General features: G+C 69.3%; 17 protein-coding genes. 5 read left to right on the forward strand and 12 right to left on the reverse strand.

All coding sequences use genetic code 11. The features are described from left to right. Nucleotides 1-44: 44 nt before the first annotated feature. The 8 genes from CLT71_RS26110 to CLT71_RS26145 form a co-directional block, all read right to left on the reverse strand. On the reverse strand, nt 45-464 hold the full coding sequence (locus CLT71_RS26110) for a hypothetical protein (protein WP_199187726.1): 420 nt from the start codon (nt 462-464) through the stop codon (nt 45-47). Beyond that, nucleotides 461-1,624 carry a WXG100 family type VII secretion target gene (locus CLT71_RS26115; RefSeq protein ID WP_101369441.1) on the reverse strand — a complete coding sequence of 388 codons (1,164 nt, stop codon included), beginning with the start codon at nt 1,622-1,624 and terminating at the stop codon, nt 461-463. The genes CLT71_RS26110 and CLT71_RS26115 overlap by 4 nt, the downstream gene beginning before the upstream one ends. Continuing rightward, nucleotides 1,624-1,929 carry a hypothetical protein gene (locus CLT71_RS26120; protein ID WP_101369442.1) on the reverse strand — a complete coding sequence of 102 codons (306 nt, stop codon included), beginning with the start codon at nt 1,927-1,929 and terminating at the stop codon, nt 1,624-1,626. The genes CLT71_RS26115 and CLT71_RS26120 overlap by 1 nt, the downstream gene beginning before the upstream one ends. 188 nt (nt 1,930-2,117) lie before the next feature. Further along, nucleotides 2,118-2,894, reverse strand: a complete 777-nt coding sequence (locus tag CLT71_RS26125; protein WP_101369443.1) for an SAM-dependent methyltransferase — start codon at nt 2,892-2,894, stop codon at nt 2,118-2,120. 190 nt (nt 2,895-3,084) lie between these two features. Then, nucleotides 3,085-3,561 (reverse strand): polyketide cyclase, encoded by a 477-nt coding sequence (locus CLT71_RS26130; protein WP_486483453.1) that lies wholly within the window; start codon nt 3,559-3,561, stop codon nt 3,085-3,087. A 10-nt stretch (nt 3,562-3,571) separates the two neighbouring features. Further along, nucleotides 3,572-4,318 (reverse strand): methyltransferase domain-containing protein, encoded by a 747-nt coding sequence (locus CLT71_RS26135; protein ID WP_158242311.1) that lies wholly within the window; start codon nt 4,316-4,318, stop codon nt 3,572-3,574. A 50-nt stretch (nt 4,319-4,368) separates the two neighbouring features. Next, a complete protein-coding gene (locus CLT71_RS26140) occupies nt 4,369-4,917 on the reverse strand; it encodes a TetR/AcrR family transcriptional regulator (RefSeq protein ID WP_101369446.1) in 549 nt (182 codons plus the stop codon). Nucleotides 4,918-5,002: 85 nt separating this feature from the next. Further along, a complete protein-coding gene (locus CLT71_RS26145; protein ID WP_101369447.1) occupies nt 5,003-5,614 on the reverse strand; it encodes a YdeI/OmpD-associated family protein in 612 nt (203 codons plus the stop codon). Between the two features lie 166 nt (nt 5,615-5,780). Here CLT71_RS26145 and CLT71_RS26150 point away from each other — a divergent pair, with 166 nt between their 5' ends. From CLT71_RS26150 to CLT71_RS26160, 3 genes are all read left to right on the forward strand, one after another. Beyond that, the gene (locus CLT71_RS26150) at nt 5,781-6,656 is read left to right on the forward strand and encodes an alpha/beta hydrolase (protein ID WP_101369448.1); all 876 of its coding nucleotides are present in this window, start codon (nt 5,781-5,783) and stop codon (nt 6,654-6,656) included. A 130-nt stretch (nt 6,657-6,786) separates the two neighbouring features. Next, nucleotides 6,787-7,179 carry a YciI family protein gene (locus CLT71_RS26155; protein WP_101369449.1) on the forward strand — a complete coding sequence of 131 codons (393 nt, stop codon included), beginning with the start codon at nt 6,787-6,789 and terminating at the stop codon, nt 7,177-7,179. Then, a complete protein-coding gene (locus tag CLT71_RS26160) occupies nt 7,176-8,390 on the forward strand; it encodes an RNA polymerase sigma factor (RefSeq protein WP_486483454.1) in 1,215 nt (404 codons plus the stop codon). The genes CLT71_RS26155 and CLT71_RS26160 overlap by 4 nt, the downstream gene beginning before the upstream one ends. Before the next feature lie 49 nt (nt 8,391-8,439). Here the strand turns inward: CLT71_RS26160 and CLT71_RS26165 are convergent, their stop codons facing one another. The 3 genes from CLT71_RS26165 to CLT71_RS26175 form a co-directional block, all read right to left on the reverse strand. Next, nucleotides 8,440-8,958 (reverse strand): cupin domain-containing protein, encoded by a 519-nt coding sequence (locus tag CLT71_RS26165; protein WP_486483455.1) that lies wholly within the window; start codon nt 8,956-8,958, stop codon nt 8,440-8,442. Between the two features lie 148 nt (nt 8,959-9,106). Further along, nucleotides 9,107-9,658 (reverse strand): phospholipase, encoded by a 552-nt coding sequence (locus CLT71_RS26170; RefSeq protein ID WP_101369450.1) that lies wholly within the window; start codon nt 9,656-9,658, stop codon nt 9,107-9,109. 237 nt (nt 9,659-9,895) lie between these two features. After that, nucleotides 9,896-11,554, reverse strand: a complete 1,659-nt coding sequence (locus CLT71_RS26175) for a family 10 glycosylhydrolase (RefSeq protein ID WP_101369451.1) — start codon at nt 11,552-11,554, stop codon at nt 9,896-9,898. A 325-nt stretch (nt 11,555-11,879) separates the two neighbouring features. On the opposite strand from CLT71_RS26175, the gene CLT71_RS26180 reads away from it, so the two are divergent. Continuing rightward, the gene (locus CLT71_RS26180; RefSeq protein ID WP_143743624.1) at nt 11,880-12,278 is read left to right on the forward strand and encodes a hypothetical protein; all 399 of its coding nucleotides are present in this window, start codon (nt 11,880-11,882) and stop codon (nt 12,276-12,278) included. A gap of 46 nt (nt 12,279-12,324) precedes the next feature. Here the strand turns inward: CLT71_RS26180 and CLT71_RS26185 are convergent, their stop codons facing one another. After that, complete coding sequence (locus tag CLT71_RS26185) at nt 12,325-12,609, reverse strand: hypothetical protein (RefSeq protein WP_101369453.1); 285 nt, start codon at nt 12,607-12,609, stop codon at nt 12,325-12,327. A gap of 218 nt (nt 12,610-12,827) precedes the next feature. Here CLT71_RS26185 and CLT71_RS26190 point away from each other — a divergent pair, with 218 nt between their 5' ends. Beyond that, nucleotides 12,828-13,859: a potassium channel family protein gene (locus CLT71_RS26190; RefSeq protein ID WP_101369454.1), complete on the forward strand. Its 1,032-nt coding sequence runs from the start codon at nt 12,828-12,830 to the stop codon at nt 13,857-13,859. The last annotated feature ends 101 nt before the right edge of the window (nt 13,860-13,960 follow it).

Raw genomic sequence — 13,960 nt, forward strand, 5'->3', positions numbered from 1 at the left:
GCTCGCGATGCTGCCCAGCGGGCCTCCCGGGCACCGCCAAGCGCTCAGCGCAGCTCCGCGATCTCACCCGGAATGTCGCCCCGGGTCTCCGGAGTGATCGCCGTCTTAACCCAGGTCGAATCCTGCTGCTGGACGTACGCCGTGCCGACGTCGGAGGAGAGGATCCAGAGCTGGTCCCGGTCCGAACGCCAGACCACTCCGACCCCGTGCCGGCCGCTGTAGGCGTAGTCGTCGCGGAACACCTCGGTCCCCTGTGCGTCGTGGATGACCACCACCTGGGTGCTGATACCGTCCTGATCCGGTCCGGGGACCAGTGACGCGACATAGCGGCCGGAGGGGGAGTCGCGCGGGACGTCCGGTCGCACGAACCGGTCCTCCGCGCCGGACGAGCGACCGAAGATGCCACAGCCGGCCACCACTGCGACCAGCAGGATCGCGCTGGCCACCGTCAATGTACGGTTCATGGCGCCGGGTACCCTTCGATGCTCAGCACGTTACCCGAACTGTCCAGCAGCACCGTCGTTTCGGCGTGCCATGTCAGGTGGATGTCGTACGGGTCGGCCTGGCCGAAGGTGAGGACCTCGGCCAACCGGCTCTTCCAGGTGTCGGTGGTGTACTGCGGGTTGGGGTCGATCACGTCGTTCCAGGTGTAACCACTGTTCAGTGTGACCTGGTAGGTGCCGTTCGGCTGCGGGGCGACCGACGTGGTGCCGTTGAACTCGAACCGGCCCGCCTCGGCGTTCGTACCGTGCAGGTACTGGTAGCCGACGATGCCCTCGCCGTTCTCGATCTCGGCGTCGAACTGCCGACCGAATGTGCCGGCCGGGCCGCGACCGTCGAGGTAGTTGGCGAGCGCATTCTGCGCCTCCTGCTGCGCCGGGTCGGTCAGCTGGGTGCGTAGGCGTTCGTTGGCCATCATGTAACGGGACCAGTCCTCGTCGTCGACGATCGTCCAGTCGTCCCCACCACGCAGGTAACGCTCCAGGATCGCCCGCCCGGCCCAGTCGTTGTCGAGGTGGCCCCCACCCCGGTCGCCGCCCTCGGAACGGCCGAAGATCTCGTCGTTGCGGATGCGTCGACCGTCGCGTTCGTCCGGTTCACGCCGGTCGCCCTCGGCCTCCTGGGTGGATTGCCGGATACCGGCCATCTCGGCGACGAACCGGTCGCGGGCGTCGTCGGCCTGCTGTCGTGCGCCGAGGATCTCGCCGATGAGCCCGGCGAGCGTGCCGAAATGCCCAGGGTGGCGCAGCAGGAACGCCGCGACGTTTCCAGGGTGGTTGACGAGGTCGGTGTCCCCCAGGCCGAGTCGTGTCGAGGCTTCCACGGCAGCGGCCGCACGGTGGTGCGCGGCGCTCAGCCGGGTGGCGAGTTCCTCGTACGCCGCGGCGCCGGAGACCAACGGCGGAGGTAGTGCCCGCAGCGTGCTGACCTGCCGCTTAGCTCGCGCGCGGTAGGCGGTGCCGGCCGATCCACGCCAGAATTCCGTGGTGCCGGTCGTCTGGCTGTCGGCCGATCCGGCCAGCGAGCTGACCCGCTCGGCAAGGCGGCCGAGCCTGGCGGCCATGTCCCGCAACTGGGCCGGATTGCCGCCGACGGTGGCGGTGGCGGTGGCGTACCCGGTCATCAGATTGCCTGCCGAATTTTGCCGAACGTGCCGGTCGCTCGTCCCTCGGACTCGGCGTACCCGGTGGCGGCGGTGAGGATCTTGCTGTTGTCTGCGTTGAAGGCGGTACCGAGCTGCGACAACGCCGCTGCCACGTCGCCCGGGGCCAGAGCGCCCATCTGGTCGCTGTCGACGCGGCCCGTCGCCGCGGTAATGGCCCTGAGCTCCCCGGCGAGGTCCTCCGCCTCCTCGGCCAGCGTGGTAAGTCGGCCGGCGAAGTCGCGCAACACGGCCACGTCAACGTCGAACGCCTGGCTGTCGTCCATCGATACCTCCGCAACTGGTGGAGGTGTGGTGTGGTCACCTGGCCGGTCGAGTCAGAGCCCCGAATCGACGGAAATTAGTGAAGGATACATTACCCAGGGTTGAATAGGTGGGTCAGTTGTACGAGGAGCGGCTGGCGTCATCGTTCCCGACGCGTGACCGGGTCAGCGCACGGTGGAACGGGGCCCTGTTACGGTTTGCGGCCGACCGCGCAGTACACGTCGAGGGCGGCCGGTTCTGTTCCCGGCTCTGGCCGCCACAGCGAGGTCGACACCACGCCGGGATCGAGCAGCTCCAGGCCCTCGAAATAGCCGCCGATCTCCTCGGGCGTGCGCAGATGGTACGGGTGGCCGCTCTGGTTGGCGATCCGCTGGCTCTCCACGCTCTGCACGCTGGTGCTCGTCCCGTCGCTCACCGCCAGGTAGCTGCCTGACGGCACGGCGGCGAGCAGCCGCTGGACGATCGAGCGGGCCTCGGCGTAGTCGGCGACGTTGCCCAGGATGCCGATCATGGTCAGGGCCACGGGCTTGCTGAAGTCGAGCGTCTGGGCGGCCTCGCTCAGGATCCGCTCCGGATCCTCCACGTTGGAGTCCACATATGCGGTCTCTCCCGCGGGCGAGCTGGCCAGCAGGGCGCGCGCGTGCACCAGCACGAGCGGATCGTTGTCGACATATACGACCCGTGACTCGGGGGCGACTCGCTGCGCGACCTCATGGGTGTTGTCGGCCGTCGGGAGGCCGGTACCGATGTCGAGGAACTGCCGGATGCCCACCTCGCCGGCGAGCAGCGTGACCGCCTTGACGAGGAACCTTCGCTGCGCCTGTGCGACCGCCACGATCCCCGGGTGCGCCTCGCGCAGCGCCTCGCCCAACTCCCGGTCGACGGCGAAGTTGTCCTTGCCGTTCAGGAGGTAGTTCCACACCCGGGCACTACTCGGCCGGGCTGAATCGATTTTGGGATCGGTCATCACGAATCCCTTTCATGGGGGCGGCCGTCAGGGGGCGATTCTAGGCACTGCCCAGCCACCGTGCATGACACCCGGGGTCGCCGAGCCACGTCGGGCGCCGGGTTCCCACTGTGCGAGGCTGTCGAGCTGCCCCGTCTGTGCGGCCGGCGGTCCGGCGGTCCCGGCCACGGCGGGGGGCCGGGTGCGATTCTCAGTAGCTGCCGTGCTCGGCCAGGTGCTTGAAGTTCAGCAGTTGCCGTCGGGCCATGACCAGGTCCCCGAGGCAGAACCCGAGCGCTACCGCGCGGTTCGTCTCCATCACCACCTTGAAGAGCAGGCGGGTGTCCTGCTCCTCGGGCACCAGGACGTAGGAGACGAAGCCGCCCAGAATCTCGCCGGTCAGTTGTCGCCCCGGCTCGACCGAGACGATCCGGCCGGTCGGTCGGCCGCCGACGGCGGTGAACGACTCGCCGACGCGCGGCTCGGGCAGGCCGACGAGGTGTCGGGGCGAGCGCCGGCCGAGATTGTCGATCCAGTCGTAGGAGTACGGCGCGAGTCGCACCTGGGCGACCCACGGCCACACCAGGGCGGCCGGCGCCCTGACCCGTACGCCTCGCCAGGCTCGCAGGGTGGGTCGGGTGACGAAGTCGTCGCACGGATAGTGGCGCTGGGTCTCGCTCTGCGTCACGCCCCACCGGTCACCGAGCATCGCGCTGCCGTCGAGCGCGGCCCAGCACCAGCGTGGTACGCAGATCGAGCACGACACTTCCGCCGAAGTCGTCGACCAGTCGGCCGAGGGCGGTCAACCCGGCCTGTTGCAGCTCCGGCGGCCGGGAGAGGTACGGCCCGAAGGTGCGGATCAGGCCGAGGTACTGCTCCTTGTCCAGCCGCAGGTGGCGTCGGAAGATCTCCGTGCGGACGTCGACGAACTGCCCGCGTTCGACGATGTCGCGGTGGAACCAGTCCGCGGGCCGCTCCCGTACCGTCGGGTCGACGGCGTGCAGCGCGGACCGGACCGCGTCCCGTTGGTCGGTGTCGGCGTAGTCGTAGCGGTGCCCGAAGACCGCCAGCGTGCCGTCGGGCGCGAGTGCCTGCCGGGCGCGGGTGTTGCGGGTTGCCGCGTCCAGCCAGTGCCAGCCCATGGCGCAGGCCAGCACCCCCACCCCGCCGTCGGGTGGTGACCACTGCTCGAACGTGGTGCGCTCGATGCGGGCGTCGGGGAATCGTCCGGCCAGCGTGGTGGCCATCGCCGGATCGGGCTCGATGCAGGTGAGCGGTGCGCCGATCCGGGCGAGAACCTGGGTGGCCTTGCCGGTGCCGGCGGCGATCTCGACCACCGAGGTCGGCGTGCCGCCGTGGTAGCTGACGATCGTCTCGGCGATCTCGGGCGGATATCCCGGCCGGGTGGTCTCGTACAGGTCGGCTACCGGTCCGAAGACGTTCACGTGGTACTCCTCTCGATCGGGGCTGGTTCGGTAGGCGGCGGGAGGCTGGTTCACGACGATCCCTCGGCGGCGCGCAGGGAGTCGATCGCCGCCTGGCTGCCCTCGCTCAGGTCCACGCCCAGCGCTTGCAGCATCACCACGAGCGCACCGAGCGCCAGGGTGTCGCGCAGCTCCTCCGGCCCGGCGGTGGAGTGCCGGTCGGCCTCGTCCAGGATGCCTACCAGCACTGCCCGGCACCGCGCCGCGATCATCTCGTCGGAGCGGGCTGCGGCGCAGGCCTGCAACCAGAAGCCGGTGATCACGCCATCGGCGATGAGGCTCCGGAAGCCGGCCCGCATCGCCGGCAACGGCCCGTCCGGAGTCTGCGCGGCCGTCTGCCGGAGCACATCCCGGATGCGGGTCTCCAGCTCGTCCAGGCAGGCCAGGAAGAGGTCGCGCTTACTGCCGAACAACCGGAAGACGTACGGCTGCGAGACGCCCATCCGGTCGGCCACCTTCTGCACCGACGCCGTCGTGAGGCCGTGGTCGGCGAAGACCCGAAGGCCGATGTCCACGGCGTCCGCCCGTCGCCGGGGGGCGGTACTGCGCTGTGCCTCCATGCGGGCAGTCTTACAGTAGTAACCACTTACAAACAAGCTCCGGACCGCAGGATCCCGGGCTGCCCGTCCCTGCCGGTTTCCCGGGCTACCGACCGTCGGAGTTCGGCGGCTTGGCCTTCTGTGGATAGATCGTCTCGTGCCGGGCCAGCATGGCGACGAACTCGCCGATCTTCCGCTCGCGGGTCTCCGCCCGTTTCACGGCGTTGAGCCGGTGGATCAGAGCGAACCGGTTGGTCTTGGTGAGCACCTCGAACATGGCCTGGGCGGCCGGGTTGGCGGCGATCGCGGCGGACAGGTCGGCCGGTACCTCGGCTTCCGACGGTGGGGCGTAGGCGGCGGCCCACCGTCCGTCCGCCTTCGCGGCCTCCACCGCGGCGCGGCCCGCAGGCAGCATCCGTCCCTCCGCCTCCAGCCGGGCCACGTGGGCGACGTTCCGTTGTGACCAGGCGCTGCGGGACCTGCGCGGGGTGAGCCGGATCCACGAGGACTCCTGGTCCCGTTTACGGGCCTGCCCGTCGATCCAGCCGACGCACAGGGCCTCGTCGACCGCCTGCTGCCAGGTCAGGGTGGTGACCGTGCCGCCCTTCCTGGTCAACGCGAGCCAGACCCCCGGCGACGTGCCGTGGTTGGCCGACAACCAGGCACGCAGCGCCTCGGCGTCCGCGACGATCAACTCGTCCAACTCGGTGCTCGCCATGACGGCAGGCTAGCCGCTGCCCCGTGGCGGGTCTGCGCCGGTCGTCCTCCGGGGCGGCCGCAGATCCGGGTACCTGGCTCCGAGCAGGCAGGTTCGCAGTCCGGCACGATGGCTGGTGCGTGATCTGGACGATCCACCCTTCCGCAGGAGTCAGAAGGAGGAGCGAATGCAGGCGATCCAGAAGATCCGCCATCGACAGGCCGAGGTCAACGGGCTGGAGGTGTTCTTCCGCGAGGCCGGGCGACCCGGTCGGACGACAGTGCTGCTGCTGCACGGTTTCCCCAGCTCGTCACACACGTTCCGCGAGGTCATTCCGACGCTGGCCGACGTGGCGTACGTGGTCGCGCCCGATCTCCCCGGCTTCGGCATGTCGTCGTCGCCGACCGTCGACGAGTACGACTACACGTTCGAGAACCTCGGGTGGGCGATCGAAGGTCTGCTCGACCAGCTCCGGATCGAGCGCTTCTTCGTCTATCTGCACGACTTCGGCGCACCGGTGGGATATCACCTGGCCACCCGCGCCCCGGATCGCGTCAGTGGGCTCATCGTGCAGAGCGGAAACGCGCACGAGGACGGCCTCGGCGAGCAGTGGAACACCGCCAGGGCGTACTGGGCCGACCCGACCGAGGCCAACCGTGCCGAGCTGCCGGACTGGTTGAACTTCGCCGGCACCCGTGACCAGTACCTGGCCGGGCTGCCCGAACACCTGCGTACGCTGCACCCGCCCGAGTCGTGGCACCTCGACTGGGAGCGGATGAGCCGGCCCGGCAACGTCGACGCACAGTTCGCGTTGTTCCGCGACTACGCCAACCACGTCGCCCGGTTCGACGAGATCGCCGAGTACCACCGGGCGCACCAGCCACCCGCGCTCGTGCTGTGGGGACGGCGCGACGCGTACTTCGACGTCGACGAGGTCCTCGCCTACCACCGCGCCCTGGATCGGATGGACGCGCACATCTACGACGCCGGGCACTTCCTGTTGGAAACACACGCCGCCGAGTGCGCCCAACTCATCCGGACATTCCTGCTCGACAACGCCTGACCTGCCGCTTCACCTGGACGACCTCGGAACCCGTCGGCGAGGTTGGTGAAGGATGTAGACACCGGCCGGGGCGCTTCGTCGTATCAGGGGAGCGACGGAACGGCCGTCGTGCACGATGCTGGGAGACCCGATGAAGTACGTCATCATGATCCATTCCAACCCGCAGCCCTGGGGCCACCCGACGAGTGAGTACCTCGCGGCCCACCAGGCACTTCCGGCCGACGTACGCGATCGGTTGAACGCCGAGTTCGAGCAGGTGATGACCGAGCTGCAGGCCAACGGCGAACTGCTCGGCGGTGAGGCGCTCGGTGACCCGGCCAACGCCCGGCTGTACCGGTGGCGGGACGGCGAGCCGCTCGCGAGCGACGGGCCGTACTCGGAGGCGAAGGAGCACCTCGCCGGTTTCTTCCTCATCGACGTGGACAGCCAGGCGCGTGCCGAGGAGGTCGCCGCCCGGTTCTCCGGGCCGGACGAGACGGTGGAGCTGCGGCCGCTGATGTGGCCAGGTGGCGACGACCAGTGACGGGTTCGGTCCTCGCGGACGTGTGGCGCCAGGAGGCGCCGCACGTCCTCGGGGCGCTGCTGCGCAGATATGGCGATCTCGGCGACTGTGAGGAGGCGCTCCAGGACGCCGCCGAGGTGGCCGCCGTCCGGTGGCCCGTCGACGGGGTGCCCGAGACGCCGAGGGCATGGCTGATCACCGTTGCTTCGCGAAGGCTGATCGACCGGGCCAGGACGGATTCGGCCCGGGTACGCCGGGAGACGCTGCTCGCCGCCCAGCAGCCGTACCCGACGGAGGAGATCACCACGCCCGACCGTGACGACACGTTACGGCTGTTCCTGCTCTGCTGCCATCCTGCGCTGACCCGCCCGTCGCAGGTCGCGCTCTGCCTACGGGCGGTGGCCGGCCTCGGCGTGGAGCAGATCGCCGCCGCGTACCTCGTCCCGGTCCGCACGATGACGCAGCGGCTCACCTGGGCACGTACGGCGCTGCGGCAGGCCGGTGCGCGGTTCGTCATGCCGGCACCGCGGGACCTGCCCGACCGGGTCGCGGCGGTCATCGACGTGTGCCACCTGGTGTTCACCGAGGGGTACGCCCGGACATCGGGCGAGGCACTGCTCGACGTCCCGCTGGCCGAGGAGGCGATCCGGCTCGTCCGGCAACTGCACGCCGTACTCCCGGATCACGCCGAGGTCGCCGGGGCGCTGGCGCTGATGCTGCTCACCCATGCCCGGTCTCCCGCCCGGGTCGACACCGCCGGTGACCTCGTGCCGCTCGCCGAGCAGGACCGGACCCTCTGGCGGCGCGACCTGATCGACGAGGGCGTCGAACTGCTGGAACGACACCTTCCCCGCGGCCACCTGGGCAGGTTCCAACTGCAGGCCGCGATCGCCGCGGTGCACGCCGAGGCCGCGACGTACCCGGAAACGGACTGGCTGCAGATCAGCGTGCTCTACGACATGCTGGGCCGGATCGCGCCGGGTCCGGTCGTCACGCTGAACCACGCGGTCGCCGTCGCCATGGCCCACGATCCGGCCGCCGGTCTCGCCATGCTCGAACCGCTGCTGGACGATGCCGCCATGCGCCGCCACCACAGGCTGTACGCCGTGCGTGGGCACCTGCTCGACCTCGACGGCGACGTCGAAGCCGCGAAGGAGCAGTATCGGATCGCCGCCCGACTGACGGCGAGCCTGCCGGAGCAGCGGTACCTCAACCGGAAGCTGGCCCGGTGAGGGTCACGAAGGTGTGGTGACCGGCCGGGCCGCCCCCGATCAGGGTGGGTCAAGGGGCGATCAGCTCTGTGCGGTGGTCGGCGGCCAGCCGGGCGGCACGTTCCCGGCGCTCGGCCTGTTCCTCGGGGCTCAGGGACGGCGGCGGTGCGGTGGGTCCGTCGACGGGATCGCCCACCCTGCGGAAGTACTCGTCCTGGCCGGCGGGGGTGCACATGCACAGCAGGCGGGCCGGCTGATCGGAGTTGTTGCGGAAGAAGTGCGGTGCGTTCGCCGGTATGTTCACCGTCTCACCGGCTCGCGCGACACGCTGCTCGCCGCGGAACGTGAACTCCACCGCGCCGTCGAGCACGGTGAACATCTCCTCGAAGTCGTGCCGGTGTGGCGGTGGCCCACCGCCCGGCGGTACCCGCATGTCGATCAGGCAGTACCGGCCGGCGGTCTGCTCTCCGGTCACGAGCACCGTGTAGATGCCACCGGCGATGGCCAGGTGGGCCAGTCCCGGATCGCCGGGCCGCACATGCAGGAACTCACGTGCCGGGTCGTCGGGCGGTAGCACCGAGGTCGACATCTGGAATCCTCCGGTCAGGTCAGGCGCGGGGTGGACCGATTCGTCCGCCTTCCCGCCAGGTACCCGCGCAGAGGGACGCCAACCTCGAAGACCGGCGCCGACGGCAATCGGCGCCGGTCTTCGAGCGGTTCAGCCGGCTGGGCCGGGATCAGCGGAGCGACACTCCGGCCGCCGCCGCCCGGCGCTCGCCGTCGGCCTTGAGCTTGGCCGCCTTGTCCAGGTCGGCCTGCGCGACGATCACCGAGCCGAAGGCCCGCACCGCCTGGTAGTACGTCCAGGCCAGGCTGTAGCAGGCCGGCCGGACGAAGGCGTTGTACGTCGCGCAGACCCGACGCAGGTCCTCGTAGAAGGCACTGTCCAGCCGGGCCTTGTTCGGGTCGAACTGGCCGACCGACTTGTAGTTGCGGTAGCCGAAGTCGTGCCGGTAGCAGGAGAGCTCGAAGTTGAACCCGAGCGGGTTGTCCGGGCTGGACGAGCAGTAGTCGGTGCTCCAGTTGAAGGAGTACTCGGCCCAGGCGGCCTGGTTGGTGCGGGCCGAGTTCCAGGCGTTGTAGCTGCTGGCGCTGGTCTGGGTCCAGCTCGACAGCACGGCGAGCTTCTGTTCGGGAGTCACCGCGGCGGCGGCGGGCGAACCGGCACCGAGGGCGAAGAGCAGCGCGAACGCGCTGGCCGCCAGGGTGGTGATCAGGCGACGGGACACGGCAGGTACCTCCGGATAGGAGGGCTTCCCTCGTGGGGAGGCCCGGGGCGGGACGGAGCTGTCACCGGTAGGTGATCTAGGTGGTGACAGTCTGGAGGAATCGTCGCCTGCCGATCTCTACTCGACCTTTATTTTCGTTGACAGGTGCCAGAACGGGCGAATGCTCCAAGGTGCGGCCACTCGCTGCCGCGCTACCCCGGAGCATCCGCCCGCGCTGTCAGTGCAGGTCCCTCCCGCTCAGCGGAGTACGAACCACGGCGGGCTGGGCTGGCTCTCGTTGGCCAGCCGGTCCAACGCGGTCACGTAGTAGCTGTACCGCTGTCCCGGCTTGGCCGACGTGTCCAGCCAGGACTGGACGCCGCCACCGCCGGCCCGGACGGTGCCGACCAGGTTGCCGGCGTCGGCGAAGCCGCAGGAGCCGGGAAGGTCGACCCCGTCGAACCGGTAGATCGCGTACGAGCTGGTCCGACCGAACGGACCGAGCCCGTCGGCCGGCTGCCGCCAGCGCAGTTCCACTCCTTCTGCCTTCCGGCTGGCACCGGTCAACACCGGGAACATCAACGGCTTCGCCGGCAGGTGGGGCATGGTCGGGATCAGTGCCGGCCGGGAGTAGTGCTCGGCCGCGTAGAGGTCGGTGGCGCCGAGCCGGTTGGCCCGGACCTGCACCGCGCTGAAGTGGATGTTGCCGGTGACCTGCGGGTAGTCCCGGTTGAAGGTGAGGTGCTTCGACATCTCGGCCGGGTCGTGCCAGGGTGCCCCCTGCGCGGGGTCGGCGATCTTGTAGTCCGCCTGCCCGATGTAGAGCTGCACCCGGGTGCCGGCGACCACCCCGGACCACCAGGGGACCAGTTTGGCGTAGTCGGCCACCGCGAAGCCGATGTTCCAGTAGACCTGCGGCACGATGTAGTCGATCCACTCCTCCTTGACCCACCTGCGGGTGTCGGCGAAGTTCGCGTCGTAGGACTGGGTGCCGTTGGTCTCCGAGCCGAGCGGGTCGGCCGCCTTGTTCCGCCAGATGCCGAACGGGCTGATCCCGAACTTCACCCACGGCTTGGTCGCCTTGATCCGCTGACCCATCTCCTGCACCAGCAGGTCGATGTTGTGCCGCCGCCAGTCCGCCTTGCTGGCGAAACCGGCACCGTACTCCTCGAAGGTCGCCTGGTCGGCGAAGTCCTGCCCGGCCACCGGGTAGGGGTAGAAGTAGTCGTCGAAGTGCACGCCGTCGATGTCGTACCGCTTGACCGCGTCGAGCATGGCGGTCTGGACGAACTGGCGTACCTCGGGGATGCCGGGGTTGTAGTAGAGCCGGGAGCCGGCCGCGTTGATCGGGTAGGCGACCGCCCACTCCGGATTCTCCCGGACCGGATGCCCCGGGGCCAGCTTGTTGATGTCGGCGCCGGCACCGTCCGGCATGGAGATCCGGTACGGGTTGAACCAGGCGTGGAACTCCAGGTTCCGCTTGTGCGCCTCGGTGACCAGGTACGCCAGCGGGTCCCAGCCGGGGTCCTGACCGCGCACTCCGGTCAGGTACTCCGACCACGGCTCGTGCGGCGACGGCCAGAACGCGTCGGCGGTCGGCCGGACCTGCACGATCACCGCGTTGTGGTTGAGTCGCTGGGCCAGGTCGAGCCAGCCGGTGTACTCGGCCTGCTGTGCGGCGACCCGGTCCGGCGCCGTGTACGACGCCCGGGTCGGCCAGTCGATGTTGACGACGCTTGCGATCCACATCGCCCGGAACTGCCGCTTCGGGGTGGCGGGATCGGTTGTGCAGCCGTTGAGGGCGGCTGCGGTGGTGGCATTGGCGGTGGTCGCGGGTGCGGCGTTCGCGGGGGTGGCGGCCAGCGCGCCGAGCAGCGCCACGGCCAGCCCGGCGGCTGCGATCCGATACGGCTTCATGCGGTGCGTCCCTTCGTCGGACTCCCCGGATGGGAGCGGGCACGACGGTCGGTGGTCGGCGGTTTGTGTCGACGTAGCTGAGTTGCTGGAAGGAAAGTTTCATACGTTCGACATGGGCGCAAGCCTCCGAGTCGTCCCCACCGGCCCGCCGCGCTACGTCCCGCTGTCGGCCTCTCCGTCGCCGTCGATCTATGTCGCCCACTTATATCCGTTATACACATTCGGCATTTGTATCGAAGCTCGTCATCGGCCAGGATTCAATTATGAGTGCGATTCCGCATTTCTTTCAGGACGGTGGTCCAAACAGCGAACGGGGGAGATCCTGATGGCACTCGTAAAACCCGGAAGCATGCGCCTTCGCGGCGCTGCCATGGTGCTGGCCGTCGTGCTGGCAGCTCTCGGTGCCCTGGTGGCCCCGGCGGCGGCGGTCGCCGCACCGAGTTGCACGAGCCCCAGCCACAACGTCAACGGCGAGGGCTCCGGCATCATGAACGGGACCTACAATCTCAAGGTGGCGCCCTACGCTGATTGCGGCACCATTCGGAGCGTTCCCAAGGGCGCCGAAATCTTCTACCACTGCCTCTACGTCAACGACTACGGAAACCTGTGGGTGTACGGCCGGGTCGCGGGCACTTCCACCTCCGGTTGGATGTCCATCAACAACATGACGGACACGTGGCTGGATGACGACGGTGACGGGTCCTACGAGGAGGCCTTCTGCTGACAGCCGACGCGGCCTCGCCGAACTCAACCTGACATGTCGGGCCGGCTCAGGAGGGCTGGCCCGACATGTCGTGCGCCGGCCCTGTCGGCTGGGTGGTTCCGACCAGCGCCGCGACCCTGACCAGCGCCTCGATCCGGCCCTGTGCCCTGCCTTCGCAGTCGAGCCGCTCGCCGACGATCCAGACCCACTCGTCCCGGTAATAGTGTGAGATGTCGTGCCGGACCTGCTCGACCCGCAGCCGGAGCGGGTGGCCGCCGTACCGCCAGTCCTCCTGGCGAAGCTGGAGCACCGTCCCGGCGGCCAGGTCGGGAACTGCGGGCAGCGTGCTCACGGCACCTCCAGGCGAATGACCCCATCTGACGTCACAGCGTGCTAATTCGGAGGCACCCAGCGCAACGTATCTAACCAAAATTTCAGCTCGATGCATGGCGGGACGGTCGGCCACAACCCGCTGTCCGGCCCCGATCCGTGCGCCCGGCCAGCCCGGTGCGATGATCCCGGCTATGTTGTGGGCGTGCGGGCGGGGGCGGCGATGAGGCGGGGTGGGCGATGATCCACTTTCCGGCCATCCGCAGGGGGCCGCTGCGGGCGCTGAGCCAGCGTGTCGCCGCCGCGGTCGGCCTCGTGCTGCTGATCGTGACGGTGGTCTACCTCGACCGTGACGGCTACCGTGACGTCAACGAGGACGGGATCACCCTCCTCGACTCCTTCTACTACGCGGTGGTCTCCCTCTCCACCACCGGATACGGCGACATCACGCCGGTGACCGAGGGTGCGCGGCTGATCAACGTACTGGTGATCACTCCGGCCCGGGTGCTCTTCCTGATCATCCTGGTCGGCACCACCCTGGAAGTCCTGACCGAGCAGTACCGCACAAACCTCCGCTTGACGCGGTGGAGGAGACAAGTGAAGGACCACGTCATCATCTGCGGCTACGGCACCAAGGGCCGTAGCGCGATCTCCGCACTGCTCGAAACCGGCTTCGACAAGCAGCGGATCCTCGTCGTCGAACGAAACCCGGCAGCCGTCCGGCAGGCCACCTCGGCCGGCCTGGTGGTGATCGAGGGCAGCGCCACCCGGTCGGCGACGCTCAACGAGGCGCACGTCCGGCACGCGAAGTCCGTGATCATCGCGACCGACAGCGACGAGGTCTCCGTACTGGTCACGCTGACCGTACGGCAACTCACCGCCGGCCAGGTCCGGATCATCGCCGCCGCTCGGGAGGCGGAGAACGCCCCGCTGCTGCGGCAGAGCGGGGCGCACCACGTCATCGTCTCGTCGGCGACCGCCGGCCGGCTGCTCGGCGTCTCCACCTCGGCCCCGCCGCTCATCGACGTCGTCGAGGACCTGCTCACCCCCGGCCAGGGCATGGCGCTGGCGATGCGCTCGGCCACCCGGGACGAGGTCGGTGTCTCACCGCGCCGGCTGGAGGCGCTGGTCATCGCGCTGGTTCGGCGGGGCAAGGTGGTCTCGCTCGCCGACCAGGCCGCCACCGCCATCGAGACCGGCGACATGCTCGTGTACGTCCGCGACGACCGGGCCAGCAGCGGCAGCAGCAGCACCGCCGACCAGAACCGCTGACGGCAACCGGCCGCCCGTCGCCTGACGAGGCAGCGGATCGTCGGGACTTGGCCGAGTCAGCGGATCGTCGGACCCGGACGAGTCAGCGGGTTCTCGGACCC

The organism is Plantactinospora sp. CNZ320 (assembly GCF_002846275.1).

Excerpts from the sequence above, each read along its gene's own strand:
- CLT71_RS26110 (WP_199187726.1), bottom strand. The coding sequence starts at position 464 with ATGAACCGTACATTGACGGTGGCCAGCGCGATCCTGCTGGTCGCAGTG.
- CLT71_RS26115 (WP_101369441.1), bottom strand. The coding sequence starts at position 1,624 with ATGACCGGGTACGCCACCGCCACCGCCACCGTCGGCGGCAATCCGGCC.
- CLT71_RS26120 (WP_101369442.1), bottom strand. The coding sequence starts at position 1,929 with ATGGACGACAGCCAGGCGTTCGACGTTGACGTGGCCGTGTTGCGCGAC.
- CLT71_RS26125 (WP_101369443.1), bottom strand. The coding sequence starts at position 2,894 with ATGACCGATCCCAAAATCGATTCAGCCCGGCCGAGTAGTGCCCGGGTG.
- CLT71_RS26140 (WP_101369446.1), bottom strand. The coding sequence starts at position 4,917 with ATGGAGGCACAGCGCAGTACCGCCCCCCGGCGACGGGCGGACGCCGTG.
- CLT71_RS26145 (WP_101369447.1), bottom strand. The coding sequence starts at position 5,614 with ATGGCGAGCACCGAGTTGGACGAGTTGATCGTCGCGGACGCCGAGGCG.
- CLT71_RS26150 (WP_101369448.1), top strand. The coding sequence starts at position 5,781 with ATGCAGGCGATCCAGAAGATCCGCCATCGACAGGCCGAGGTCAACGGG.
- CLT71_RS26155 (WP_101369449.1), top strand. The coding sequence starts at position 6,787 with ATGAAGTACGTCATCATGATCCATTCCAACCCGCAGCCCTGGGGCCAC.
- CLT71_RS26165 (WP_486483455.1), bottom strand. The coding sequence starts at position 8,958 with ATGTCGACCTCGGTGCTACCGCCCGACGACCCGGCACGTGAGTTCCTG.
- CLT71_RS26175 (WP_101369451.1), bottom strand. The coding sequence starts at position 11,554 with ATGAAGCCGTATCGGATCGCAGCCGCCGGGCTGGCCGTGGCGCTGCTC.
- CLT71_RS26180 (WP_143743624.1), top strand. The coding sequence starts at position 11,880 with ATGGCACTCGTAAAACCCGGAAGCATGCGCCTTCGCGGCGCTGCCATG.
- CLT71_RS26190 (WP_101369454.1), top strand. The coding sequence starts at position 12,828 with ATGATCCACTTTCCGGCCATCCGCAGGGGGCCGCTGCGGGCGCTGAGC.